This window comes from Achromobacter sp. 1014246743 (assembly GCF_059760725.1).
On the sequence record NZ_JCBANA010000002.1, the window covers coordinates 154,132 to 177,361 of the forward strand.

25 protein-coding genes are annotated in these 23,230 nt (G+C 67.6%); 12 read left to right on the forward strand and 13 right to left on the reverse strand.

Annotation, left to right across the window (positions count from 1 at the left end):
* Positions 1-2 precede the first annotated feature (2 nt).
* Entirely contained in the window at positions 3-905 is a 903-nt protein-coding gene (locus AC6LJ2_RS01850) for a LysR family transcriptional regulator (RefSeq protein ID WP_445657122.1), read from the reverse strand.
* A 93-nt stretch (positions 906-998) separates the two neighbouring features.
* Between AC6LJ2_RS01850 and AC6LJ2_RS01855 the strand changes: the two genes are divergently transcribed.
* The 3 genes from AC6LJ2_RS01855 (at position 999) to AC6LJ2_RS01865 (ending at position 3,546) form a co-directional block, all read left to right on the forward strand.
* A complete protein-coding gene (locus tag AC6LJ2_RS01855; protein WP_498150619.1) occupies positions 999-2,018 on the forward strand; it encodes an NAD-dependent epimerase/dehydratase family protein in 1,020 nt (339 codons plus the stop codon).
* 191 nt (positions 2,019-2,209) lie between these two features.
* The gene (locus AC6LJ2_RS01860; RefSeq protein WP_263912125.1) at positions 2,210-3,106 is read left to right on the forward strand and encodes an aldose epimerase family protein; all 897 of its coding nucleotides are present in this window, start codon (positions 2,210-2,212) and stop codon (positions 3,104-3,106) included.
* 83 nt (positions 3,107-3,189) lie between these two features.
* Positions 3,190-3,546 carry a hypothetical protein gene (locus AC6LJ2_RS01865; protein WP_498150620.1) on the forward strand — a complete coding sequence of 119 codons (357 nt, stop codon included), beginning with the start codon at positions 3,190-3,192 and terminating at the stop codon, positions 3,544-3,546.
* Between the two features lie 87 nt (positions 3,547-3,633).
* Here the strand turns inward: AC6LJ2_RS01865 and AC6LJ2_RS01870 are convergent, their stop codons facing one another.
* From AC6LJ2_RS01870 to AC6LJ2_RS01880, 3 genes are all read right to left on the reverse strand, one after another.
* Positions 3,634-3,891: a hypothetical protein gene (locus tag AC6LJ2_RS01870; protein WP_263912123.1), complete on the reverse strand. Its 258-nt coding sequence runs from the start codon at positions 3,889-3,891 to the stop codon at positions 3,634-3,636.
* Positions 3,892-4,072: 181 nt separating this feature from the next.
* Positions 4,073-5,086 carry a zinc-binding alcohol dehydrogenase family protein gene (locus AC6LJ2_RS01875; RefSeq protein WP_498150621.1) on the reverse strand — a complete coding sequence of 338 codons (1,014 nt, stop codon included), beginning with the start codon at positions 5,084-5,086 and terminating at the stop codon, positions 4,073-4,075.
* An 87-nt stretch (positions 5,087-5,173) separates the two neighbouring features.
* A complete protein-coding gene (locus tag AC6LJ2_RS01880) occupies positions 5,174-5,968 on the reverse strand; it encodes an SDR family NAD(P)-dependent oxidoreductase (RefSeq protein ID WP_498150622.1) in 795 nt (264 codons plus the stop codon).
* A gap of 112 nt (positions 5,969-6,080) precedes the next feature.
* Here AC6LJ2_RS01880 and AC6LJ2_RS01885 point away from each other — a divergent pair, with 112 nt between their 5' ends.
* A complete protein-coding gene (locus AC6LJ2_RS01885; protein WP_263912120.1) occupies positions 6,081-6,998 on the forward strand; it encodes a LysR family transcriptional regulator in 918 nt (305 codons plus the stop codon).
* Between the two features lie 37 nt (positions 6,999-7,035).
* Here AC6LJ2_RS01885 and AC6LJ2_RS01890 read toward each other — a convergent pair whose 3' ends face one another.
* Positions 7,036-7,542, reverse strand: a complete 507-nt coding sequence (locus AC6LJ2_RS01890) for a DUF6496 domain-containing protein (protein ID WP_498150623.1) — start codon at positions 7,540-7,542, stop codon at positions 7,036-7,038.
* 196 nt (positions 7,543-7,738) lie between these two features.
* Here AC6LJ2_RS01890 and AC6LJ2_RS01895 point away from each other — a divergent pair, with 196 nt between their 5' ends.
* The gene (locus tag AC6LJ2_RS01895) at positions 7,739-7,957 is read left to right on the forward strand and encodes a dodecin (protein WP_025138019.1); all 219 of its coding nucleotides are present in this window, start codon (positions 7,739-7,741) and stop codon (positions 7,955-7,957) included.
* A 700-nt stretch (positions 7,958-8,657) separates the two neighbouring features.
* On the opposite strand, the gene AC6LJ2_RS01900 is transcribed toward AC6LJ2_RS01895, so the two are convergent.
* Both AC6LJ2_RS01900 and hpxZ read right to left on the reverse strand, forming a co-directional pair.
* On the reverse strand, positions 8,658-9,212 hold the full coding sequence (locus AC6LJ2_RS01900) for an NADPH-dependent FMN reductase (RefSeq protein ID WP_263912116.1): 555 nt from the start codon (positions 9,210-9,212) through the stop codon (positions 8,658-8,660).
* 129 nt (positions 9,213-9,341) lie between these two features.
* Positions 9,342-9,719, reverse strand: a complete 378-nt coding sequence (gene hpxZ, locus AC6LJ2_RS01905) for an oxalurate catabolism protein HpxZ (protein ID WP_263912115.1) — start codon at positions 9,717-9,719, stop codon at positions 9,342-9,344.
* Positions 9,720-9,920: 201 nt separating this feature from the next.
* Between hpxZ and AC6LJ2_RS01910 the strand changes: the two genes are divergently transcribed.
* Complete coding sequence (locus tag AC6LJ2_RS01910; protein WP_263912114.1) at positions 9,921-10,463, forward strand: antibiotic biosynthesis monooxygenase; 543 nt, start codon at positions 9,921-9,923, stop codon at positions 10,461-10,463.
* Between the two features lie 77 nt (positions 10,464-10,540).
* On the opposite strand, the gene AC6LJ2_RS01915 is transcribed toward AC6LJ2_RS01910, so the two are convergent.
* The 6 genes from AC6LJ2_RS01915 to AC6LJ2_RS01940 are packed head-to-tail and all read right to left on the reverse strand — an operon-like array spanning position 10,541 to position 15,614.
* Positions 10,541-11,248: a GntR family transcriptional regulator gene (locus tag AC6LJ2_RS01915; RefSeq protein ID WP_498150624.1), complete on the reverse strand. Its 708-nt coding sequence runs from the start codon at positions 11,246-11,248 to the stop codon at positions 10,541-10,543.
* A gap of 33 nt (positions 11,249-11,281) precedes the next feature.
* Positions 11,282-12,727: an AtzE family amidohydrolase gene (locus AC6LJ2_RS01920; RefSeq protein WP_498150625.1), complete on the reverse strand. Its 1,446-nt coding sequence runs from the start codon at positions 12,725-12,727 to the stop codon at positions 11,282-11,284.
* Entirely contained in the window at positions 12,724-12,906 is a 183-nt protein-coding gene (locus AC6LJ2_RS01925) for a DUF4089 domain-containing protein (protein WP_263912111.1), read from the reverse strand. Before AC6LJ2_RS01925 ends, AC6LJ2_RS01920 begins: the two co-directional genes overlap by 4 nt.
* 30 nt (positions 12,907-12,936) lie before the next feature.
* The gene (locus AC6LJ2_RS01930; RefSeq protein WP_263912110.1) at positions 12,937-13,758 is read right to left on the reverse strand and encodes an ABC transporter ATP-binding protein; all 822 of its coding nucleotides are present in this window, start codon (positions 13,756-13,758) and stop codon (positions 12,937-12,939) included.
* A gap of 2 nt (positions 13,759-13,760) precedes the next feature.
* Complete coding sequence (locus tag AC6LJ2_RS01935) at positions 13,761-14,603, reverse strand: ABC transporter permease subunit (protein WP_263912109.1); 843 nt, start codon at positions 14,601-14,603, stop codon at positions 13,761-13,763.
* 3 nt (positions 14,604-14,606) lie between these two features.
* Positions 14,607-15,614, reverse strand: a complete 1,008-nt coding sequence (locus tag AC6LJ2_RS01940) for an ABC transporter substrate-binding protein (RefSeq protein ID WP_498150626.1) — start codon at positions 15,612-15,614, stop codon at positions 14,607-14,609.
* 295 nt (positions 15,615-15,909) lie between these two features.
* On the opposite strand from AC6LJ2_RS01940, the gene AC6LJ2_RS01945 reads away from it, so the two are divergent.
* The 6 genes from AC6LJ2_RS01945 to AC6LJ2_RS01970 all read left to right on the forward strand — a co-directional run bounded on the left by AC6LJ2_RS01945 (position 15,910) and on the right by AC6LJ2_RS01970 (position 23,136).
* The gene (locus tag AC6LJ2_RS01945; RefSeq protein WP_263912105.1) at positions 15,910-16,821 is read left to right on the forward strand and encodes a LysR family transcriptional regulator; all 912 of its coding nucleotides are present in this window, start codon (positions 15,910-15,912) and stop codon (positions 16,819-16,821) included.
* 123 nt (positions 16,822-16,944) lie between these two features.
* Positions 16,945-17,619 (forward strand): hypothetical protein, encoded by a 675-nt coding sequence (locus AC6LJ2_RS01950; RefSeq protein WP_498150627.1) that lies wholly within the window; start codon positions 16,945-16,947, stop codon positions 17,617-17,619.
* A 39-nt stretch (positions 17,620-17,658) separates the two neighbouring features.
* A complete protein-coding gene (locus tag AC6LJ2_RS01955; RefSeq protein ID WP_445657112.1) occupies positions 17,659-18,978 on the forward strand; it encodes an MFS transporter in 1,320 nt (439 codons plus the stop codon).
* 227 nt (positions 18,979-19,205) lie between these two features.
* The gene (locus AC6LJ2_RS01960; RefSeq protein ID WP_498150628.1) at positions 19,206-20,504 is read left to right on the forward strand and encodes an imelysin family protein; all 1,299 of its coding nucleotides are present in this window, start codon (positions 19,206-19,208) and stop codon (positions 20,502-20,504) included.
* Positions 20,501-22,018: a di-heme oxidoreductase family protein gene (locus AC6LJ2_RS01965; protein WP_498150629.1), complete on the forward strand. Its 1,518-nt coding sequence runs from the start codon at positions 20,501-20,503 to the stop codon at positions 22,016-22,018. The genes AC6LJ2_RS01960 and AC6LJ2_RS01965 overlap by 4 nt, the downstream gene beginning before the upstream one ends.
* Entirely contained in the window at positions 22,018-23,136 is a 1,119-nt protein-coding gene (locus AC6LJ2_RS01970) for an imelysin family protein (protein ID WP_498150630.1), read from the forward strand. Before AC6LJ2_RS01965 ends, AC6LJ2_RS01970 begins: the two co-directional genes overlap by 1 nt.
* Positions 23,137-23,230: the final 94 nt, after the last annotated feature.

Here is a 23,230-nt window from a genome sequence, read left to right on the forward strand (position 1 = left end):
GGTCAGCCCGACGCCGCACCGTTATGCGCCAGCAAGCAGGCCACCAGCGCATCGAACACCACCTTGCAGCGCGGACTGGCGCGCAGGTCTTCGTGCATGGTGATCCACGTTGCCAGGGAAAAGGCGGCTTGCTGCGGCAGAACGCGCACCAGGGTCTTGTCGCGCCGGGCCAGCGCAGCCTGGCAGATGCCAATGCCGGCACCGGCGCGGATCAGGGCCAGTTGCGCCAGGTCGCTGTCGGCGCGCAGGGCAAAGGTGTCCCGGTGCCAGGGAATGGGGAAACGCTTGCCGGCTTCGCGCAGGAAGGGCGTCAAGGCGTCGTAGCCGATCAGGGTGTGGCCGGCCAGGTCGGCGGGCTTGGCCGGAGTGCCATGGCGGCGCAGGTAGTCTTTGCGAGCGAACAGGCCGAGGTCGACGGCGCCGACCGAGCGGGCGATCAGCTGTTCCTGCTGGGGTGGGGCCATGCGCACGGCGATGTCGGCTTCGCGCAGCAGCAGGTTCTGCACGCGGTTGGTGGGCGCCAGTTCAAGGGTCAGGCCGGGATGATCGCGTCGCAGTTGCGCCAGGACCGGCGGCAGCACTTCGATGCCGATGACTTCGCTGGCCGAGATGCGGACGGTGCCGGTGATGCCTGGGCCGTGGCCGGACGCGGCGCGTTCCAGCGCGGCGGCGTTGCTCTGCATGGCTTCGGCGTAGCCGCGCAGCGACAGGGCGGCGTCGGTGGCGAGCAGGCCGGTTTGCGACCGGGTGAACAGCACCTGGCCCAGGGCGCTTTCCAGGGCGGCGATGTGGCGGCCCACCGTGGGCTGGGTGATGCCCAGGGCGCGCGCGGCGCCGGACAGCGAGCCTTCGGCCAGGACGGCGAGAAAGCTGCGGTAGAGTTCCCAGCCGATCGTGTTGGTCATGCATAAATGTATAGCTGCACCGCCAGGTTCAGCAATTTATTTATTGAGGGCGCGGCGCCAGAATGTTTGCCATGGGACGACAGGAGCAAGACCATGAGCATGGCAACGATGATTCAGGCGCAGCAGCCCGGCACGGCGCTGGTATTGGGCGCCACCGGCGGGGTGGGTGGGGAGACGGCGCGGCAGCTGCGCGATGCCGGTTGGGGCGTGCGCGCCCTGGCGCGAGGGCTGGCGACGGAAACGGCGCAGCTGGACGGCATCACCTGGTTGCGCGGCGACGCGATGAACCGGCAGGACGTGGCGCGGGCGGCGATGGGGTGCGAGGTGATCGTGCATGCCGTGAATCCGCCGGGCTACCGCCGTTGGGGCGAACTGGTGCTGCCGATGATCGACAACACGATTGCGGTGGCGCAGGCGCAGGGCGCCACCATCGTGCTGCCGGGCACGATCTACAACTACGGGCCGGATGCTTTTCCGGTGCTGACGGAAACCTCGCCGCAGCATCCGCAGACCCGCAAGGGGGCGATCCGGGTGGAATTGGAACATCGCCTGCAGGTGGCCAGCGGCCGTGGCGCGCGTGTGATCGTGCTGCGGGCGGGCGATTTTTTCGGGCCGCGCGCCGGCAACAACTGGTTCTCGCAAGCGCTGGTCAAGCCCGGGCGGCCGGTGAGCGTGGTGCAGACGCCGGGCGCGCGTGACGTGGGGCATCAATGGAACTACCTGCCGGACGTGGCGCGCACGCTGGTGCAGGTATTGGGGCGACGCGATGGGTTGGCGACGTTCGCGGCGTTCCATATGGCGGGGCATTGGGATGCGGATGGCACGCAGATGGCCGCCGCGATCCTGCGGGTGGCTGGGCGTCATGGCGCCCAGCCACGGGTGGGGGCGTTTCCGTGGTGGCTGCTGCGGCTGGCGGCACCGTTCGTGCCGACGCTGCGCGAGTTGATGGAAATGCGGTATCTGTGGCGCCAGCCGCTGCGCATGGACAATGCGCGGCTGGTTGAGCTGCTGGGCGCGGAACCGCTGACGCCGCTGGATGATGCCGTGGAGGCGACCTTGCGCGGATTGGGCTGCCTGCCCGCATTGCCTGCCAGGGCCAAGGCGTTGGCCTGACCCGGCAAGCAGGCAAGCACGCAGGCAGGCCCGCACGCACGCAGACAGGCAACCGAGCAGGCAATCAATCAGGCACGCAGGCAATCACTCAGCCAAGCCAGCCAGCCTGTCGGCCCGCCCGGCTTGCCCCCGTCAGACCCGGACATGCACAATGGCGCCACGCGGCCGTTGCAGCGCCGCGGGAGCCCCCGATGTCCGACCTGCCTTTTCCCGCGCCGCTGGATGCCAGCGAGCGGGTGACGATTGCTTTTGGCCCCCATCGCGCCGAGTTCGCGCCGGGTGGTGGCGGGCGCCTGACGCGCCTGTCGACCGACGCGCACGACTGGATCGTGCCGTTGGCCGAATCCGAATGGCCGCCCGCGAAGTGGCCGCGCGCGGGTTCCTATCCGCTGGCGCCGTATTCCAACCGGGTGCGCGATGGCGTCTTCACTTTCAACGGTGCACGGCATCCCTTGCAGTCGTTGCCGGGACGGCCGCAAGCCATTCACGGCAGCGCCTTGTACCAGGCCTGGCAGGTACGTCACCTGGCCGACGATGCGGTGGATCTGGTGCTGGATCAGCCCGCCGGCGTGCTGGGCTGGCCGTGGGCATTTGAATGCGTGCAGCGTTATCGGCTGGACTCGCGCGGCCTGTCGCTGACGCTGCTGATGATCAACAAAGGCGATTCACCGATGCCGTTCGGCTGCGGCATTCATCCGTATTTCACGGCCGAGCGGGTGGCGCTGCATGCGCGCCGCCACTGGCCGGCGGATGCCGATGGCCTGCCCACCGGCAGCCAGACCACCCATGTGCGTGAGCTGGGCTGGTCGGCCGCGGGCTGCGATACCTATCTGTCGCAATGGGGCGGACGCGCCACGCTGCATTGGCCGGATGGACACGAACTGGCGCTGCACGCCGATCCGGCCTTCGCGCATCTGGTGGTGTACACGGCGCCGGGCTCGTCGTTCCTGTGCGTTGAACCCGTGACCAACGTGGCGGATGCCTTCAATCTGGCGGCAGCGGGTGACACTCGTACCGGCCTGCAAGTGCTGGAGCCGGGCGCGCGGTTCAGCGCGACGCTGCTGCTGGCGCTGCAACCGCCCCGTTGAATCTGCCGGCCGGTGTGAATGTCCGCTGGCAAGCGCCCGCTGCTACGGCGATAATCCGGCAAAACCAGTCCAGGAGGCGTTACGTGAAAAAGCTCAGCACCGAACAATTGCAGGCCGCGGCCGAGACGCTGCGCCGGGTCCAGGCCAAGCTGGCCCGCTCGGGCAACCTGCCGCTCGAGCCGACGATCTACGCCAGCGCCAAGGGCTTTCGGCGCAACGTGCCGGAATACGTGTGGTCGTGGCTATCCGGCCTGCTGGCGCCGCACAAGAGCCTGTCCGCCTGGATGGATGCGCATCAGCCTGGCTGGCGCGAAGGCAAGACGCCGTCCGCGGTGGTGTATGCGCGCACCGAGAATGGCTGGTTCGATTGGCTGATCGCTGAGCTGGAAGCCGAAATCCGCGACCCGCATGCTCGCGCCAAGCGGGAAGGCCAAGTCTGAGTCCAGAAGGGGCGCGGCGCGCGCGATCGCTGGGCGGGTGATCGCAGCGGCCCGACGGCCGTGCGAAGCGAACCCGGCGGCGTGCAGTCAGGTCCGGGAACGCAGGCTGCGGGCGCGCACCCGTTGCAGCAGCAGGAACAACCCTTCCAGCACGGCGGCCACCAGCAGCGCCGCCAGCACCGATCCCAGCACCAGCGCATCCCACATGCGCGGCGGGCCGACCCGGAACTGGATGGTGTCGAACACCAGGCCGGCGGTGACCCCGGCGACGACGGCCGCTTTCCACCCTTGCAGGGGGACCAGCCGCAGCATCAGCAAGGCGAACGCCACCATGCCCCACAGCATGGGTTCCGCGGCTTGGCCGAACAGGTGACAGATCAGAGCAGACTCCCGAAAACGCGGCGACAGGCCGAAAGCCCGTCGCGCGCAGTCGAGTTTGTACCTCTTTCTTTACGGCAATGCGAGACACCCGTCCTATTTTTTTCAGGAACCGCCCGCGGCGGTGCCGAAACGGGCGGGTGGGGTGTCAGAAGCCTTCCAGCACCACCTTGCCCTGGGCCTTGCCGCTTTCGATGAAGGCGTGCGCGCGCCGCAGGTTTTCGGCGTTGATCTTGCCGTAGTGTTCGCCCAGCGTGGTGCGCAGGGTGCCGTTGTCGATCAACCGTGCGGCCTGGTTCAGCAGTTCGTGCTGGGCGATCAGGTCGGGCGTGCCGTGCAGGGGCCGCGCGAACATGAATTCCCAATGCAGTGAGGCCGACTTGCCCTTGAGCAGGCGCACGTCGATGGCCGCGGGGTCGTCGATCAAGGCGATCTTGCCTTGTGGGGCGATGGCCTCGGCCATCTGCGCGAAGTGCTTGTCGGTCTGGTTCAGGCCGGCAATGAAGCTCACCTGCGGATAGCCGATGCGCTTGAGTTCTTCGGTCAGCGGCTGGCTGTGGTCGATGACGTGGTGGGCGCCCAGTTCGCGCACCCAGGCCTGGGTTTCAGGCCGGGACGCGGTACCGATGACGGTCAGGCCGGTCAGCTGGCGGGCCAATTGAACCAGGATGGATCCCACGCCGCCCGCCGCGCCGATGACCAGCAAGGTGCCCTGGCTGGGGGCGGCGTTGTCCAGCACGCGCAGGCGGTCGAACAGCAGTTCCCAGGCGGTGATGGTGGTCAGGGGCAGGGCGGCGGCCTGGGCGAAGTCCAGGCTTTGCGGCATGCGGCCGACGATGCGTTCGTCCACCACGTGCAGTTCGCTGTTGGCGCCGGGGCGTGTCAGGGCACCGGCATACCAGACGCGGTCGCCGGGCTTGAACAGGCTGGTCTTGGCGCCGACGGCGCGCACGATGCCGGCGGCGTCCCAGCCGATGATCTCGGGCTGGCCGTCCTTGGGCTTGCGGTTGGCGCGGATCTTCACGTCCACCGGGTTGACGGAGATGGCCTTGACCTCGACCAGCAGGTCGTGGTCGCCGGGCACGGGATCGGCAGCGGTGATGTCCTGCAGCGATTGGGGATCGGCGGCGGGCAGGTTCTGGAAGTAGGCGATGGCTTTCATGGGGGCTCGATAGATCAGTCAGGGGTCTGGAAACAGGGCGAGGCCGGGGCCGCGGCGGCAAGGGCCCCGACGAGCGTGAACGGAATATCAGGCGATGGTGCGCACCACGCCGCCATCCACGCGCAGCGCGGCGCCGTTGGTGGCCGAGGCCTGTTTCGAGCAGGCGTACACGACCATGTTGGCGGCTTCTTCCACCGTGGCCAGCCGGCGCAGCAGCGAGGTGGGGCGGTGCTGGGCGATGAAGTCGCGTTCCATCTGGTCTTGCGACACGCCCTGTTCCTTGGCCATCTCGGCAAAGAAGTCGGCCACGCCTTCGGACCGGGTGGGGCCGGGCAGTACCGCGTTGACGGTGACGCCGGTGCCGGCGGTCAATTCCGCCAGGCCGCGCGACACGGCCAGCAGCGCGGTCTTGCTGACGCCGTAGTGGATCATTTCGGTGGGAATGTGCAGGGCCGATTCGCTGGAGATGAAGACGATGCGCCCCCAGTTGGCGGCCAGCATGCGCGGCAGGTAGTAACGCGACAGGCGCACGCCGCTCATGACGTTGGTGTCCAGCATGGTCTGCCAGTCGTCGTCGGTGATTTCCGTGAACGACTTGGGTTCGAAAAAGCCGGCGTTGTTGACCAGGATGTCGATGTCGGGATGCGCGGCGCAGATCGAGGCGGCGCCGTCGGCGGTGGCGATGTCGGCCTGCACGGTGCTGACCTGGGCGCCGGGGTGCTGGCGCACGATGGCGTCGGCGGCGTGCTTGAGCTTGTCGGCATTGCGGCCGTGCAGCACGACTTGCGCGCCGGCTTCGGCCAGGCCCTGGGCGATGGCCAGGCCGATGCCGCCGGACGATCCGGTGACCAGGGCCTTCTTGCCGTTGAGTTCGATGTTCATGGGGGACTCCATTGCAGGTTCGGGGGTGTGGCCATGATTACCTGTCCGCGAACAATGAAAAACCGGCTAGCATCGGACTCAGTTTCAATAATTTTTTGAAAATGAGTCCATCATGCTTCGGTTTGAAGACCTGCGGATCTTTGTCGCGGCGGCCGATCACGGCAGTTTTTCGGCGGCGGCACGCGAGCTGGACCTGACGCCCGCGGTGGCCAGCGCGGCGCTCAAACGGCTGGAGCTGACGCTGGAAACGCGGCTGTTCGTGCGGTCCACCCGCAGCCTGCGCCTGACCAGCGACGGCGAGCGCTACCTGGAATACGCCCGGGCCGCGCTGTCGACCCTGCAGGCGGGCCAGAATGCGCTGGCGCGCGACAAGACGGCGATTTCCGGCACCTTGTCGGTGTCGATTCCGTCTGACCTGGGGCGCCATGTGCTGCTGCCCTGGCTCGACGCATTCCAGCTGCGGCATCCGCGCGTGAGCTTCCAGGTGCGTATCAGCGACAGGCTGGCCGACCTGTACCGGCAACCGGTCGATATTGCCCTGCGCTACGGCACGCCCAACGATTCCAGCCTGGTGGCGCTGCCGCTGGGCGAGCACAACCGCCGGGTGGTGTGCGCCTCGCCCGCGTATTTCGCGCGCCATGGCGTGCCGCAGGCGCCGGCGGATCTGCGTCGCCACAATTGCCTGTGCTTCGTGCTGGGCGAATCGCTGCACGACCGCTGGACGTTCGAGCGCGGCGGCGCCAGCCAAGTGGTGCCGGTCAAGGGGGATCGCGTCGGCGACGACGGCGACCTGGTGCGGCGCTGGGCGTTGGCTGGACACGGCGTGGCCTACAAGTCGCGCTACGACGTGCTGGCCGATTTGCGCGCCGGCCGGCTGGTCGAGGCATTGTCCGACTACGGCAGCGAGCCGTCGCCGCTGTACCTCTTGTGCGTGCACCGCATGCTGCTGTCGCCGACGGTCAAGCGCTTGCGCGAGTTCCTGCAGGCGCGCTTGCGCGACTTTGAAGCGGGCGTCGACACGGGGCCGTGAACCCCCGGCAGGCATTGCCCAGCCACGCCGCGGCGCCTCAGTGATGCGCGGCCGCCCGGGCATTGGCCGCGCGGGTCCGCGCTGCTTTCCTGGCGGCAGCCGAGCGTCCCGCCGCGCCCTTGGTCGCGGCCGCCTTCTTCGCGGCGGCCGAGCGGTCCGCAGCCGTGCGCGACGCGGCCGTCTTGCTGGCGTGGCGCGACAACGCGGCCTTCGCGGCCGGCCGGGGGCTTTCCTTTTTCAGGGCTCGGGTGGTGGCGCGGGCGCGTGTGGCGGACTTGACGTGGCCGTCATGGGCGGCCTGGCTGTCCTGTTCGGCTTTGCGCCGCGTCGCTGCACTGGCTTTCTTGGGGGCCGGCAGGTCGACACCGGCGCGGCGCGCCTGCGACAGGCCGATGGCGATGGCCTGCTTGGTCGAGCGCACGCCGTGCTTGCCTTGGCGGACGCGGTCGATTTCCTCGCGGACGAATTCGCCGGCCTGGGTGGATGCGGATTTGCCTTGCTGCTTGTCGCGCGCGGCGCGTTGCAGGGTTTTTCGTTCTGGCATGACGAGACCTCCTTGCTAGCGGTTGCGAAAAGCGAGTGGCGGGCCGCGACCGAGGCCGCGGACGTCGGAACTCGTAACACCACTCTAGCGCGCAGCGGGTATCCTGGGTGTTCGAATGGATTGCCGGTCGTAAGCGCCGGAACATCGCGCACGGCCGACGATTCGCGACTCACCCCCTCTACACCGGAGACGAGCTATGTCGAACCATGTCTACAAGCAGATCGAATTGGTGGGCTCTTCCACCAAGTCCACCGACGACGCCATCACCCAGGCCATCGCGCGCGCATCCGAAACCCTGCGCAACCTGGATTGGTTCGAAGTCACCGAGGTGCGCGGCCACATCAAGGACGGCAAGGTGGCCCACTGGCAGGTCGGATTGAAGATCGGCATGCGCCTGGAAGGCAACGAAGGCTGACGGGGAGGGTGCTCTTTTTTTGAGCACCCCTTCCAAGTGGTTGTTGGGTAAGGAGTTTTTCAGCTTGTTATGCGGCTGTTCAGAGGCTTGTCCACATTCGATGGGGACAAGCCTGGGCCGCGCCGGGCTGTCGCCGGCTGGGCGGTCCGCCAGGGCGGCCGCGGCCCGAGGTTGAGCGTTTATTGCCCGCATTGCGCAAGTCCTTGGCTCAAAAGGGATTTTCACCTCTGCCCGCAGGCTGTCCTCAGCCTTATCCACATTTCCCGGGGACAACCTGGCGCCCCTTCCTGCCCATTTGGGCCTTTCTTGACCACCCCTTGCAGGTCATTGATGCGCAAGGGAATTCCGCACCTGCCCTCAGACTGTCCTCATGCTTGTCCACAGAATGCTGGGACAAATGCACAACGGGCCGCGCTCGCGGCCGAGGATGCCCGATTCATCCTTGTGGCGGTGGATAAGTGGCCAAAAAATCAGCCAAAAGGACGATTGCGCATTTTTTGACCGGTGATCGCAAGTGCTTGCCTCCACACGGTTTTTCGAGACTGCCCGCCACCTGTCCTCAAGCTTTTCCACAGTTGAGGGGGATAAGAATCGCCCATAAAAAAAAGCCCCCCGACGTAGCGGGGGGCTTGATCGCCCGGAGGTAAGCGGGCGATCTGTGCCGGACGGGGAGGCGCCCCGGCTCCGGCAACGGCGGCGATCAGGCGTTGAATTTCTTGACCCAGTCCACGTAGCGGTCGATCCAGCCTTGCAGGAACTTGCGCGTGCCTTCGTTGGTGATGGTGTACTGGTCGTCGACCAGGCCTTCGGTGTACTGCAAGAAGACTTCCGGCGTGGTCAGGGCGACGGCGCCTTCGGCGGCCAGGATGTTGCGCAGGTGCTGCTGCATGAGGGCGGTGCCGGCGGCGCTGGGCGAGGTGCCCACGATGCCCACGGCCTTGCCGGTCCAGGAGTTCTGGCCCCACGGACGCGAGCCCCAGTCGATCGCGTTCTTGACGGCGGCGGGCAACGAGCGATTGTGCTCGGGCGACACGAACAGGATGCCCTGGGCGTCCAGGATCTGCTGCTTGAGCTTGGCGGCGGGGGCGGGCAGGTTGTTCTCGTTGTCCTGGTTGTACAGGGGCACATCGCCCAGGCTGACGTAATCGAACTTGAAGTCCGCGGGTACCAGTTTTTCCAGCGCACGGGCCAGGCGCAGGTTGATCGACGCGGCGCGCAGGCTGCCGACGAAGACAGCGATCTTGTAGGTGCTCATGGGGCAGGTGCTCCAGGGGACTAGGGGAAGTCCAGTGTAGACCTGTCCTCATGACGGCTCAATGCCGGCGGCCCAATAAGGTTATGGGGTGGCCTGGCCTGCGTCGGGCCCGTTGATCCCGCGTGTGGCTTACCCCGCCATCAGGCTGACGTGGGCCGACACCACGCGCCAGCCGTCGGGCGTGCGCATCCAGGTCTGGCTCTGGCGGCCGATGCGGTCGCTGCCGTCGCGTTGGAATTCGATGTTGGTGGTGGCGAAATCCCGGCCATAGGTGGTGATCGCCGTGCGCAGCACGCGGCGCGCCAGTCCTTGCGGTGAACGGCCTGCGCGAAAGGCGCGGATGGCGTCGTAGCCGTACAGGTTTTCCCCGGCGCCGTAGCGCAGGGTGTGGGGGCTGTTCCAGAACAGCTCGTCCAGCACCTCGACCTGGTTGTTGACCAGGGCGGTTTCATAGCGGGCGAAGGCGGCAGTGACGTCGGCGACGACGTCGGGCAGGTTGATGTCCATCGGATTCCTGACAATGAATGCACCGTGATGGTGCGTTATTTAGGGTAATCACCAATATGGTGTCTGCTGCGGTGCGCAATTTGTCGGCGAAAGCCTGGCGCCCGGCCTCTTGCGGGGCGAATGCTGCACCGCAAGGCTGGCACGCGGCTTGCTAGGGTAAACACTGCATAACACGCTGCACGCTGCCCCAGGAGTTCCGCCATGTCCAGTTCCGCTGTTTCCGCCCCGGTCACCATGCTGGTCACCCGTCATATCACGCCCGAACGCTACGGCGATTTCCTGTCCTGGATGCGCCAGGGCGAAATCCTGGCTGCCGGCTTTCCCGGCTTTCTGGGATCGGGCGTGCTGCAACCGCCCGAGGGCGGCGACCAGTACCAGATCGTGCTGCGGTTCAACGACGAGGCCAGCCTGTCGCGCTGGGAAAAATCCCTGCCGCGCCGCATGTGGCTGGAACGCGGCGCCAACCTGGTACGCGCCAGCCATGCGCGCCGCGTCAGCGGCATGGACGCGTGGTTCGGCCCGCAAAGCCATCGCGCGCCGCCGCGCTGGAAGCAGGCGGTCAGCATCTGGCTGGCGTACTTTCCGGTGCTGCTGGCGTTTTCGCTGCTGGTCAGCGAGCACCTGACGTCGCTGCCGGTCTTCTGGCGTGCGCTGATCACCAGCGTGGCGTTGACGCCCGTGATGGTGTATTTCTGTATCCCGTTCGTCACGCGCAGGCTGGATCGCTGGTTGCGCCCCCGCTGAGCCTGGCCGGGGTGTTGCGGGCGCCGCATGCGGCGCCCGGGCCTTGAGCCGTGCGCTGGGGCAGGCCATGCGAGAGCCTACGCCGCCTGCGCGCGGCGGGTGGCATACATGCGGTGCAGCGTGATCTTGCGCACCGCGGCCTGGCTGTCGCCGATATGGGCTTCGAGCAGCGCGGTCGCCCGCGCGGCATCGCGCTGCAGGATGGCGGTCAGGATCGCGCCATGTTCGGCATAGGTGCGGGCAATGCGGTCGGGTTGCGTGAAATCCAGCCGCCGCACGATGCGGATGCGTTCCGTGGCGGCGCGGTGTACCCGCGCGATCTCGGGGTTGCCGGCCGCGGCGACCAGGTCCATGTGAAAGCGTTCGTCCAGGTCGGCCAGCCATTCGCCGTCCCGGGAATGCTGGCTCTCGTCCACCAGCCAGGTATCCACCAGCGGTTGCAGCGGACGGAGCGGATCGGGGATCTGCCCGGGCGCGCACAGCGCGCGAACCGCTGCCGTTTCCAGCACCCGGCGCAGCTCATAGAAGTGATCCAGCGTGTCGAAGTCCAGCGGCTTGACCAGCCAGCCATTGCGCTGGCGTACCTCCAGGTAGCCCTCGCGCTCCAGGCGGAACAGCGCTTCGCGCACCGGGGTGCGGCTGACTCGCAGGCGGTCGGCGATTTCGGTTTCGGTGAAGCGGTCGCCGGGCGCCAGCCGGAAATCCAGGATGTCGCGCTTGAGCGTGCCGTAGGCCGCGTCGGCCAGATTGCGGGGGGTGTCGAGGACGGCGAAAGGGGAGTCCATGTCTGGGCCTGGAGTGACGGTCGGTGGGCGGATTTATGCCGCAGCCTGTGACGAGACATTTGCGGTCGCTTGCGTGGCCGCTCGTGGGGCGGCCGTGACGGCGCGCGCGCCGGCCGCGCCGGCCTGCTCCAGCCTGCGTGCGGCCAGCAGGCAGTCGGCTTCGCGCCACGGCGCGGCGATCAATTGCACGCCCAGCGGCAGGTGTGCCTCGCTGCCGTTGCCGGGCCAGGTCGGCGCGGCGCACACCGGCAGGCCCAGGCACGAGATGGGCTGGGTCAACAGGCCCATGCTGGCGCGTGCGGGCAGGGTGCGGCCGGCCAGCGTCAGGCTGTCGGTGCCGATGACGGTGGCGGGCACGGGCGTAGCAGGGGCGATCAGCACGTCGTAGTGCTCGAACCGCGCCAGCGCTTCGCGGTAGACGCGCTGGCGGATGCGCTGTGCCTGTTGTACCCAGGCCGCCGGCACGAGGCTGCCGGCCACCAGGCGGGCGCGGGAATGCGGTTCATATTGGTCGTAGTGCGTGGTGAGCCGGCGGCGATGCAGCGCGCCGCCTTCGGCCGCCGTGATGATGAAGGCCGCGGCGCGGGCCTGTTCGGCGCCGGCCAGTTCCACGGTATCGACGGCGCCCAGCGCACGGGCGGCGATGTCCACCGCCAGGCGGGCCTCGGGGCCGGTCCAGTGGGCGAAGTAGCCGCCCAGCACGCCCACGCGCAGCGGCCGGTCCGATGCCAGGCCGGCCAGCGTGGGTTCCGCGATGCGTTGGGCGCAGGCGGTGTCGTCGGGGTCCGGGCCTTGCAGCGCGTCGTAGGCCGCGGCCAGGCTGGCCGTGTCGGCGGCAAAGGGCCCAAGATGGTCCAGGCTGCCGACGAAGGGATACGATCCCGTGCGCGCCAATCGGCCGAAGGTGGGCTTCAGGCCAAACACGCCGCACAGCGATGCGGGCACGCGGATCGAGCCATTGGTATCCGAACCGAGCGTCAGCGGCACCAGACCGCCCGCGACTGCGGCGGCGCTGCCGCCCGACGATCCGCCCGCGATGCGGGTGGTGTCGTGTGGATTACGGCAGGCGCCGTAGAAGGTGTTTTCGGTGGTGAAGCCGTAGGCGTGTTCGTCCATGTTCAGCGCGCCCACCAGCACGGCGCCGGCGTCGCGCAGGCGCGCCACCAACGTCGCGTCGTGCGTCGCGGGCGGGTTGCCGGCATTGACGCGGCCGCCGGCCAGCGTGGTTACGCCCGCGACGTCGAACAGGTTCTTGACCGCATAGGGCACGCCTGCCAGCGGCGGCAGGGTCTCGCCGCGCGCACGGCGGGCGTCGATGGCGGCGGCTTCAGCGCGGGCGCGGGCCTCGAGCACGGCGGTAAAGCAGTTGTAGTGCGGGTCAAGGTCGCGCACGCGCGCCAACGTGGCTTCCAGCACCGCCACGGCGCTGCGTTCGCCGCGCTGTACCTGCCGCGCAATGTCCAGGACGGCGCTGTTCACGGGCGGAACACCGATGCCGATTCCAACTCCACCGGCAAGGCCTCGTCGATGAACGTCGCGGCGATGTCGTGGATGCGCGAGAACTGCTGCACGACGTCGGCCGTGTCCGCGTCGCGCAGTGCATAGCCCGACAGCGCCAGCGCGCTGCGGACGTATTGGTCGATGGTTTCCTGGGTCATGGCGGATTCTCCGGCAATGGGTGGGTTCGATCAGCGGCGCACTTCGCGCTGGAAGATCTCCAGGCTCAGTTTCTTCATGCCGATGAAGCTGGGTTCGGACAGGGTGTCGACGGTGCGCGGACGCGCGTCGGTGTAGTCCAGGATTTCGGCCACGCGGGTCGGGCGCTTGGTCAGCAGCAACACCTGGTCGGCCAGGTACACGGCTTCTTCCAGATCGTGCGAGACCAGCAGCATGGTGGTGCCGGTCTGCATGAAGACTTCCTGCAGCTTTTCGCGGATGAACAGCGTCATCTCGAAATCCAGCGCGGAAAAGGGCTCGTCCAGGAACAGCACTTCGGGTCCCGGGGCCAGCGCCCGCATGATCGAGGCGGTCTGCTGCTGTCCGCCGGACAGTTCATACGGGTAGCGCTTGAGATCGAACTTGACGTCGAACGACGCCACCAGTTCTTCCACCCGGGCATCGACCTCGGCCTTGCTGCGGCCTTCCAGCCGCAACGGATAGGCGATGTTGTCGATGGTGCGCAGCCACGGGAACATGGCTTCGCGGTAGTTCTGGAAGACGTAGCCGATCTTGGTCTGCGCCAGCGACTTGCCGTCGAACAGGATCTCGCCGGCGTCGATGGGGATGAGGCCCGCGATCATGTTGATCAGGGTGGACTTGCCGCAGCCGTTGGGCCCGAACACCGAGACGATCTTGCCCTTGGGAATGTCCAGGTTGAAGTTTTCGTACAGCGGCCAGCCGGCGAAGTACTTGGTCAGGCCGCGGATCGTGATGTGCGTGCCGGCCGGGCCCGGCTCGAATGGCGCGGGCGCGGGGGCAGGGGCGATGACGGGGTTGATGACGGTGGACATGGTTATCGGCCGCTCCAGTGGACCACGCGCTTTTCCAGCACCAGAAAGAGAATGTTGAGCACGTAGCCCAGGGCGCCCGCGGCCAGGATCGACGCGTACATGTCGCGTACGTTCAGCACCTGCTGGGCATTGATGATGCGATTGCCCAGCCCGCTGTCCGAGCCGATGAACATCTCGGCCACGATGACGATGACCAACGCCATCGACACGCCGCTGCGCAGGCCCACGAAGGTCGGCTGCAGGCTTTCCCAGATCAGCACGTCCTTGAAGATCTGCCAGCGCGAGGCGCCCATGACCCGCGCCGCCATCACCCGCTGCTTGCGGGCGTTGATGACGCCGTAGGCGCTGTTGAACAGGATCACCAGCACGGCCGCGAAGGCGGCGATGGCGATCTTGTTCATGTCGGTCACGCCGAAGATCATCAGGAACAGCGGGATCAGTGCGGACGACGGCGTCGAGCGAAAGAAGTCCACCAGGAACTCCACGCTGCGGTAGGCCTTTTCATTGCTGCCCAGCAGCACGCCCAGCGGCACGCCGATCACCCCGGCAATCACGAAGGCCTGCAACGTGCGGCTGACGGACGCCAGGAAGTCGCCCAGCAGCGGGCCGCCCGCCATGCCCTTGGCCAGCGCCACCAGCGTGGCGCCCGGGGTAGGCAGCAGCACGGGGCTGACCAGTTGCAGGCGCACCACCAGGTCCCACACCACGTACAGCGCCAGCGGGCCGATCAGCGGCAGAAGGCGTGCGGCGGTCCATTTGCGCGGCGGGCGCGACGCGGGCGCGCCGGCCGCCGTGGCCGCGGCGGCCGGCGCGTTGACCGCGCGGTTGGCGTTGATCGCATCCATGGCTCAGCCCTTGTACAGCATCGAGGCCACGTCGACCTTCTGCGCGAAGATGCCCTTGTCGGCGAACAGGTCGAAGAACTTCTGGAAGTACTGGATGTCGCCGGGGGTGAACTCGTTGTAGAGCGTGTAGGCGGCCAGCGGCACGGCTTCGGTCATGGGGCCTTCGATGGCGGTGTAGCCCTTCATGAAGGGGCGCGCCTCGTCCGGTTTGGTGCGGATCAGTTCGATGCCGCGGGCGTATGCGGCGATGAATTTCTTGCTTTCCTCGGGATGCTTTTTCAGGAACGCGGTGGTCAGCGAGGCCGACCCGCCGAACCAGGGCGCCATCGGATCGCCCAGCACGTATTTGGCGATCACGCCTGCTTCCAGCACGCGGGTGGTGCCGTTCAGGCGGCCGACCGTGCCCGTGGGTTCCAGCGTGTAGCACGCGTCCAACTGGCCGGCGGCAACCGCGGCGACGTGCTGGCTGATCGCCAACTCGACCACGGTTGCCCCGGTTGCGCCGGCGCGCTCCAGCACTGCTTTGGCCAGCGTGGCATTCTGGATGCCGGGTCCAGAACCGACCTTTTTCCCCTTGAGGTCTGCGATGGATTGGATGGGACTGTCTTTCGCGACAATGAACTCGTCCAGCACGTTCTTGGCGTTGCTGGGGTTGGACGCGAAAATCTTGAACAGGCCGGGCGAGGCGATCTCGCCGATGGCCAGGTTGGCCGAGCCGGTGCCGTTGGCACTGCCGTCGGCGCGGCCGGCCAGCATGGCTTCCATGACCTGCTGCGCCCCGGCGAACTTGAGCGGCTCGACGTTCAGGCCGGCTTCCTTGAAGTAGCCCTTTTCGATGGCGGCGTAGAACGGCAGCCCGGCCGCCACCGGCCAGTAGCCGATGCGGATCGTCGGGCCCGACTGTGCGCGCACCAGCGCGGGCGCGGCCAGCGCGGCGGCGCCCAGCGCAGCGCCTTGCATCAGCTTGCGGCGGGTGGCGTTGAAGGCAAAGGGCGCGGGGCGGTCGGTCATGCGGTACTCCTGGTTGGCGAGATGGGCGCTTGTAGACAAGCTTGCATACCAGCAGACAAGCAAGACCCGTGCCAACTCGTGAACATGGCACTGTTTCCTGGCGTAACGCGTTGGCGCGACCCGCCTCGGGGCGCGGCATGAACCACGTTGGTGCATGGCAGGCACCGTGACGGGGCGGGCAGGCGCGCAGGGCGTCCGCCCGGCCCCAGGCGCGGTAGGATGTGGGCGGATCAAGGCTTGCCGCCTTGGCGTTCTAGGAAAGGGGGCGCGCCGCCGGGCGTGCCGCCACGTGGATATGAATACCCGTTTTGTCGAAGCATTTCTGTGGTCCGCCCGCCTGGGCAGTTTCCGTGCGGCCAGCGACCGCCTGCACATCACCCAGGCCGCAGTGGCCAACCGCATTGCCTCGCTCGAAGAAGACATCGGCGCGCGGCTGTTCGAACGCGATGCCAAAGAGCTGCGGCTGACGGCCGTGGGCACGCGCTTGCTGGATTACGGCGAGCGCCTGCTCGAACTGCGCCAACAGATCCTGTCGCTGGGCCGCACCGGCGACGAAGTCTTCGGCCTGGTGCGCATCGGCGCCATCGAGACCGTGGTGCATACCTGGCTGATCGGCTTTCTGACCAATCTGCGATCCACCTATCCGGGCATCGAGGTGCAGCTGACGTCCGAAACCACCCGCGCGCTGCATCGCGGCCTGCGCGAAGGCACGCTGGACATCGCCTTCCAGACCGACCTGCTGACGGACACCGGCGTCATCAGCACGCCGTGCCTGCCGATGGAAATGGGCTGGGTCGGCCCGGCAGGCGACGAGGAATCACTCACGGTGCAGCAACTGCTGAGCGAACCCGTGCTGACCATGAGCCCCGGCTCGCAGCCGCACGAGGCCTTGAAGAACCTGTTCCGCGAGGCCGGCATCCCGCTGGGCAAGGTGCACTGCGTCAGCTCGATCTCGGCGCTGGCGCGGCTGGTGCGCAGCGGCTTCGGCCGCGCGCTGGTGCCGCTGCCGCCCATCCATGAATACGTGGCGCGCGGCGAGATGCAGGTGATTCGCAGCGACATGCCGGTGCCGCCGCAATTGCTGGTGGTGAGCTACCTGGAAGGCGCCGGGTCGGACGCCATCCGCCTGGTGGCCGAACTGGCCAGCCGGGCGTCGGACCAGTACACCGCGTCGGTCGCTCAGCCCAAATTTGGTTCGGCGCAATAGAGTTATCCCTAGGTGGGCTTTCAGTAATTCTGTTGCCGCCGCGAAAAATTACTCGTTTGGCTTGGAAAGGCCAGTCGGCCGAAGATGACCCCCTTCTGCAACCGAAGGGTTTTTCTTCTTGCCATGAGCCAAGCCAACACGTCTTCCACGCTGCCGCCCAACGGGATGCTGTTCGTCGCCTGCGACGTCGATCCCGCGTTCGAAACCGATTTCAACCGCTGGTACGACCGCGAGCACGTCGAAGAGCGCGTGCGCATCCCGGGCTTCCTGTCGGGCGCGCGCTATTTCTCGCTGTCGGGTGGCCGCAAGTACCTGGGCCTGTACCGCACGGAATCGCTGGGCGCCTTCACCACCGCCGACTACCGCGCGGCGTTCGAACGCCAGACGCCGTGGTCGGTGGCCAACCTGGACCGCATGCGCGACCCGATGCGCCGCGTCTGCGCCGTGCAGGCCGTGACCGGCTTTGGCAGCGGCAGCCACATCGCGGTGCTGCCGCTGGTGTTCGGCGGTGACGCCGGCGCGCTGGCGACCCGTGCCGCCGAAGCGGGCGCCACGCTGGCCAAGACCGACGGCTTCGTGCAGTCGTACCTGCTGGCGCCGGACGCCGCCCTGAGCGGTCCGCTGCCGCGCGAATCGACTGAGAACCGCCGCCTGGACCCGCTCTTCGTCGTCGAGGCCAGTACGGCCGACGCGGCCCGGGCGCTGGCCGACGCGGCGGCCGCGGCGTTGGGCGCGCGCGCCGCCGACGCCTGGCTGCTGGCGCTGGGCTGGAAGCTGGCGGCCGCCGACCTGCGTTGACACGCGGCGTCATTCACACATCACACTTGGGGAAACACAATGGCTGAAAACACGCTGCATGCGCCGGCCTGCGCGCATCCGTCGGCCTCGCCGGACAAGATGAAACGCCTGGCCATGGCCAGCTCGGTCGGCACCACGCTGGAGTGGTACGACTTCACCATCTACAACCTGATGGCCGCGCTGGTCTTCAATTCGATCTTCTTTCCGTCGTTCGATCCGCTGACGGGCACCATCCTGGCGTTCTCGACCTATGCGGTCGGGTACGTCTCGCGGCCGCTGGGCGGCTTCGTGTTCGGCCATCTGGGCGATCGCCTGGGCCGCAAGTTCGTGCTGGTCGCCACCTTGGTGATCATGGGCATCTCGACCGGCATGATGGGCATGCTGCCCACCTACGCCAGCTGGGGCGTGTGGGCGCCGGTGGCGCTGGTGGCCTTGCGCTTCATCCAGGGCGTGGCGCTGGGCGGCGAATGGGCCGGCGCGGTGCTGCTGTCGATGGAACACGGCAAGCCCGACCAACGTGGCCGCAATGCCTCGTTCACGCAGGTCGGGCCGTCGTGCGGCACGCTGATCGGCACCGGCTTCATCGCCGTGATCTCGGCCTGGCTCAGCCCCGAGGAATTCCAGGCCTGGGGCTGGCGCGTGCCGTTCATTTCCAGCGTGGCGCTGGTGCTGTTCGGCCTGTGGCTGCGCCGCGGCGTGGAAGAAACGCCGGTGTTCCTCGAAATGGAACAGAAGCGCGAAACCGCCAGCACGCCCATCAAGGACGTGCTGGGCCAGCACTGGCGCCAGTTGCTGGTGGCCGGGGGCTCGCGCATCGGCTCGGATGTGCTGTACGCGCTGGTGGTGGTGTTCACGTTGACCTACGTGACGACGGTGCTGCACCTGTCGCGGCCCATGGCGCTGACCGCGACCATGCTGGGCGCGGCATTGAACGCCGTGGCCGTGCCGCTGTTCGGCCATCTGTCGGACAAGATCGGGCGTCGCCCGGTGTACCTGGCCGGGGCGGCGCTGGGCATGGTGTGGGCGTTTGTCTTCTTCACGTTGATGGACACTGCGCATCCCATCGCCATCTGCGCTGCCGTGGTCGTGGGCCTGTTGATCCACGCGATGATGTACGGCCCCCAGGCCGCCTTCATCACCGAACAGTTCCCGGGCCGGGTGCGCTACGCGGGGTCGTCGCTGGCCTACACGCTGGCCGGCATCGTCGGCGGGGGCTTTGCGCCGCTGATCATCGCCAGCCTGTTCAAGTCGTGGAACTCCACCTTGGCGATCTCGCTGTACGTCGCCGCCGCGCTGCTGGTCACCGCCATCGCGGTGCTGGCCGCCAAGGAAACGGCCAAGTCGCCGCTGCAACGCTGACGCCGCGCCGGGGCCGGGCAGGCCCCGGCCCCGCGACAGGGCCCGGATTCCGGGCCCTTTTTTCGTTTGGAAAGGGGCAAATCCCGGTGAATTCATTCGGCAAAACGTCAGGTATCTGACTTTGGGCTGAATATCAAACGAAAATTGTTTACACTCGCATCCACAAAATTCAAGTGTGAATGGGGCCGCCGCGGGGCGGAACCCATTCGAGTTACGGGAGAATGTCGATGCGCAAGTTGTTGTTGGGAGCGGTGCTGGCGGCCGCGGTGTTCGGGGGAACGGCGCACGCCGCGGTGCAGCCCAAGGCCGTGGTTGCCACCTATTCGGATCTGGCGCTGGCAGGCTACGAAGATTCGCTGACCGCTGCCAAGACGCTGCGCGACGCCATCAATGCGTTGGTATCCAAGCCCAGCGAGCAAACGCTCAAGGCCGCCCGCGACGCCTGGCTGGCCGCACGCGTACCCTACCAGCAGACCGAGGCCTACCGCTTCGGCAACCCCATCGTCGATGACTGGGAAGGCCGTGTGAACGCGTGGCCGCTGGATGAAGGCCTGATCGACTACGTCGACGCGTCCTACGGCACCGAAAACGACGAGAACGCCTACTATGCGGTCAACGTCATCGCCAATTCCAAGATCTCGGTGGGCGGCAAGACCGTCGACGTCAGCAAGATCACGCCGCAACTGCTGTCCGAAGTGCTGCACGAGGCCGACGGCAACGAAGCCAACGTGGCCACGGGTTACCACGCCATCGAATTCCTGCTGTGGGGCCAGGACCTGAACGGCACCGGTCCGGCGCCGGCCGACCGCAAGGGCACGCCGCAGGAACGCCACGCCGGCAACCGCCCGCACACGGACTTCGATCCCAAGCAGTGCACCGGCGGCCACTGCGAACGCCGCATCGAATTCCTGAAGGCCGTGACCGACCTGCTGGTGACCGACCTGGAAGAAATGGTGGGCAACTGGAAAAAGGACGGCGCCGCGCGCAAGGCCGTCGAAGAAGACCCCAAGGCCGGCCTGATCGCGATGCTGACCGGTCTGGGCAGCCTGTCGTACGGCGAACTGGCCGGCGAACGCATGAAGCTGGGCCTGATGCTGCATGATCCCGAAGAAGAGCACGACTGCTTCTCGGACAACACCCACAATTCGCACTTCTACGACCAGATCGGCATCCGCAATGTCTACCTGGGTTCGTACACGCGCATCGACGGCAAGACCGTGGAAGGCGCCAGCCTGTCCGAACTGGTGAAGGCGCGTGACCCCAAGCTGGACGTCGAAGTGCGCGCCAAGCTGGACGCCACCGTGGCCGCCATGCAGGCGCTCAGGGTTCGCGCCGAAACGGTCGAGACCTACGACCAGATGATCGCGGATGGCAACAAGGAGGGCAACGCCCTGGTGCAGGCCGCCATCGACCGCCTGGTGGACCAGACCCGCAGCCTGGAACGTGTGATCACGCTGCTGGACCTGGGCAAGGTCGCCATCGAAGGTTCCGACAGCCTGGACAAACCCGACGCCGTATTCAAGTGAAGCTCGTATTCGCCGCCGTACTGGCGGCGTCGGCCCATGCCGGCGCCGCCGCCGCTCCCTCCGCGCCCGCCGGGCGCGATGACCTGACTGCCGAAGACCTCAAACGCGTCCTCGCCATTACGGCGCCCACGCGTGACTTCTCCAAGGCCGAGACCTTCGAGACCATGCAGGCGGGCGCTACCACCACCAACAAGCTCATCAACGCCGACATCTTCTCGCAGCCGTCGGCCAATATGAGCTTCGAGCGCCGCCAGGAATTCCAGGTCGGCAACGGCCTGTTCCGCAAGGACTGGGTCTCGGCGCCCGCGTCCACGCAGGCCTCCGACGGCCTGGGGCCGCTGTTCAACGCGCGTTCCTGCCAGGCCTGTCATACCAAGGACGGGCGGGGATCGGTGCCGGGTTTCGATCCCCTCGAACGCCCTGATGCCGTTGCGTTGCTGTTGCGCCTGGCCGTGCCGCAAGGCCCGGACCGCGGCCATCCCAAGCTCGCGCCCGGTGATCTGGCGATGCTGCCCGAGCCTGTCTATGGGGTGCAGTTGCAGAACTTTGCGGTGGCGGGCCTGCCCGCCGAAGGCCGCATGGAAATCGAATACACGCCGGTCACGATCACGCTCAATGGCGGCGAAACCGCCACGCTGATGAAGCCCGTGTATCGCATCGACAACCTGGGCTACGGCCCCATGCGCAAAGACACGCAGGTGTCGCCGCGCCTGGCGCCGCCGATGATCGGCCTGGGGCTGCTGGAAGCCATCCACGAAGCCGACATCCTGGCCAACGTGGGCGCCGACAAGCGCGACGGTATCGTGGGCAAGCCCAACTGGGTCACCGATGCGCGCACCGGCGCGCGGGCGCTGGGGCGCTTCAACCTGAAGGCCGGCCAGCCGACCGTCGAGCAGCAGAGCGCGGCGGCGTTCTCCAATGACATGGGCCTGTCTACGCCGCTGTTCCCCAACCATTTCGGCGACTGTACGCCGGCCCAGACGCAGTGCCTGAAGATGCCACACGGCGCGCAGCCGCGCTTCGGGCCCGAGGAAGTGCCGGCCAAGCTGATGGACTTCGTCACCGTCTATTCCACCAACCTGGCCGTGCCGCAGCGCCGCGACGCCGACGATGCCCGCGTGCTGGCCGGCAAGAAGCTGTTCTACGAGGCCAATTGCGTGGCCTGCCACGTGCCCAAGTACGTCACCAGCCGCAACGCCAGGCAGGCCGAGCACCGCTTCCAGCTGATCTGGCCCTACACCGACATGCTGGTGCATGACATGGGTGACGACCTGGCCGACGGCGTGTCCGATGGCCAGGCGACCGGGCGCGAATGGCGCACGCCGCCGCTGTGGGGCATCGGCCTGACCAAGACCGTGAATCCCTCGGCCACCTGGCTGCACGACGGCCGCGCCCGCACGCTGCTCGAAGCCGTGTTGTGGCACGGCGGCGCGGGCCAGCCCGCGCGCGATCGCGTCGTGGCCATGACGCCCGAAGAGCGCGCCGATCTCATCCGTTTCCTGGAGTCGCTGTGATGGCATTCCCTGTTGCACGCCGGTCCTTGCCGGCCAAGGCCTCGGCCGCCGCACTGTTGTTGGCCGGGGCATCGGCCTGGCCGCTGGCGGCCCGCGCCGAATTGCCCGCCGACCTGGGCGAGCGCCTGGCGCAGGGCTACGCCCGGCCAGCGGTGGCGGCCATGGCCGAGGCCGCCGGCGCACTGGAAGGTGCGCTGGGTCCCTGGTGCAGCAAGCCGGACGCGGCGGGCGCCAAGCGCGTCGAAGACGCGTTCGCCGGGTTGGCGCAGGCGTGGGCACGCATCGAGTTCCTGCGCTTCGGGCCGCTGGTGCAGTCCAACCGCTTTGAACGGCTGGCGTTCTGGCCGGACACCCGCGGCGTGATGCCCAAGCAGGTGCAGGCGTTGATCGCCGCGCAGGACGCCGAGTTGCTCAAGACCGGCGCGCTGGCCGGCCGCAGCGTGGCCGTGCAGGGCCTGCCGGCGCTGGAATACGTGCTGTATGGCGAACCCGCGCTGCTCAAGCAGGCGGGTACCACGCAGGGCACGCCGACATTCCCTTACGCCTGCGGCTATGCCGTGGCGGTGTCGGCCAATGTGGCCGCGATGTCGCGCGATGTGGCCCAGGCCTGGAGCGCGCAGGGCGATTTCGGTCGCCAGTTCGCGCGGCCGCAGGCCGGCAACGACCTGTACCGCGATCCGCAGGAAGTGGCGGCCGAAGCGATGAAGGCCCTGTCCACGGGCTTGCAGTTCGCACGCGACGTGAAGATCCTGCCGGTGCTGGGTGATTCGGCCGCCAACGCCCGGCCCAAGCGCGCCGCCTTCTGGCGCAGCGGCCTGAGCACGCGCACGCTGGCCGCCAACCTGGACGGCCTGGCGGCGTTCTACACCGCGGGGGGCTATGGGCTGCCCAAGGGCGGTGAATGGATGGCCGGCTCGGTGCTGGGTGAACTGGCCCGCGCGGCCGCGACATTGCGCGACGTGCCCGCGCCGCTGGAGCAGGCGTTGGCCGACGCCGAGGGGCGCCGGCAACTGGCGCTGGCGGCGCTGACCTTGAAAAACGCCAAGGCCATCGTCGACCAGGACCTGGCGCCCGCGCTGGGCGTCACCATCGGATTCAACGCGCTCGATGGCGACTGATCGTTCCTCGGCACGCGGGGCAGGGCGGGCTGGCGGCCTGCCGCCCGCGCAACCGGCTCGCCGCGACTTCCTGGCGCGCGCAGCGGCAAGCGCC

Coding starts and splice junctions, on each gene's coding strand:
- AC6LJ2_RS01850 (WP_445657122.1), bottom strand. CDS start 905: ATGACCAACACGATCGGCTGGGAACTCTACCGCAGCTTTCTCGCCGTC.
- AC6LJ2_RS01855 (WP_498150619.1), top strand. CDS start 999: ATGAGCATGGCAACGATGATTCAGGCGCAGCAGCCCGGCACGGCGCTG.
- AC6LJ2_RS01860 (WP_263912125.1), top strand. CDS start 2,210: ATGTCCGACCTGCCTTTTCCCGCGCCGCTGGATGCCAGCGAGCGGGTG.
- AC6LJ2_RS01870 (WP_263912123.1), bottom strand. CDS start 3,891: ATGCTGTGGGGCATGGTGGCGTTCGCCTTGCTGATGCTGCGGCTGGTC.
- AC6LJ2_RS01875 (WP_498150621.1), bottom strand. CDS start 5,086: ATGAAAGCCATCGCCTACTTCCAGAACCTGCCCGCCGCCGATCCCCAA.
- AC6LJ2_RS01880 (WP_498150622.1), bottom strand. CDS start 5,968: ATGAACATCGAACTCAACGGCAAGAAGGCCCTGGTCACCGGATCGTCC.
- AC6LJ2_RS01885 (WP_263912120.1), top strand. CDS start 6,081: ATGCTTCGGTTTGAAGACCTGCGGATCTTTGTCGCGGCGGCCGATCAC.
- AC6LJ2_RS01890 (WP_498150623.1), bottom strand. CDS start 7,542: ATGCCAGAACGAAAAACCCTGCAACGCGCCGCGCGCGACAAGCAGCAA.
- AC6LJ2_RS01895 (WP_025138019.1), top strand. CDS start 7,739: ATGTCGAACCATGTCTACAAGCAGATCGAATTGGTGGGCTCTTCCACC.
- AC6LJ2_RS01900 (WP_263912116.1), bottom strand. CDS start 9,212: ATGAGCACCTACAAGATCGCTGTCTTCGTCGGCAGCCTGCGCGCCGCG.
- hpxZ (WP_263912115.1), bottom strand. CDS start 9,719: ATGGACATCAACCTGCCCGACGTCGTCGCCGACGTCACTGCCGCCTTC.
- AC6LJ2_RS01910 (WP_263912114.1), top strand. CDS start 9,921: ATGTCCAGTTCCGCTGTTTCCGCCCCGGTCACCATGCTGGTCACCCGT.
- AC6LJ2_RS01915 (WP_498150624.1), bottom strand. CDS start 11,248: ATGGACTCCCCTTTCGCCGTCCTCGACACCCCCCGCAATCTGGCCGAC.
- AC6LJ2_RS01925 (WP_263912111.1), bottom strand. CDS start 12,906: ATGACCCAGGAAACCATCGACCAATACGTCCGCAGCGCGCTGGCGCTG.
- AC6LJ2_RS01930 (WP_263912110.1), bottom strand. CDS start 13,758: ATGTCCACCGTCATCAACCCCGTCATCGCCCCTGCCCCCGCGCCCGCG.
- AC6LJ2_RS01935 (WP_263912109.1), bottom strand. CDS start 14,603: ATGGATGCGATCAACGCCAACCGCGCGGTCAACGCGCCGGCCGCCGCG.
- AC6LJ2_RS01940 (WP_498150626.1), bottom strand. CDS start 15,614: ATGACCGACCGCCCCGCGCCCTTTGCCTTCAACGCCACCCGCCGCAAG.
- AC6LJ2_RS01945 (WP_263912105.1), top strand. CDS start 15,910: ATGAATACCCGTTTTGTCGAAGCATTTCTGTGGTCCGCCCGCCTGGGC.
- AC6LJ2_RS01950 (WP_498150627.1), top strand. CDS start 16,945: ATGAGCCAAGCCAACACGTCTTCCACGCTGCCGCCCAACGGGATGCTG.
- AC6LJ2_RS01955 (WP_445657112.1), top strand. CDS start 17,659: ATGGCTGAAAACACGCTGCATGCGCCGGCCTGCGCGCATCCGTCGGCC.
- AC6LJ2_RS01960 (WP_498150628.1), top strand. CDS start 19,206: ATGCGCAAGTTGTTGTTGGGAGCGGTGCTGGCGGCCGCGGTGTTCGGG.
- AC6LJ2_RS01970 (WP_498150630.1), top strand. CDS start 22,018: ATGGCATTCCCTGTTGCACGCCGGTCCTTGCCGGCCAAGGCCTCGGCC.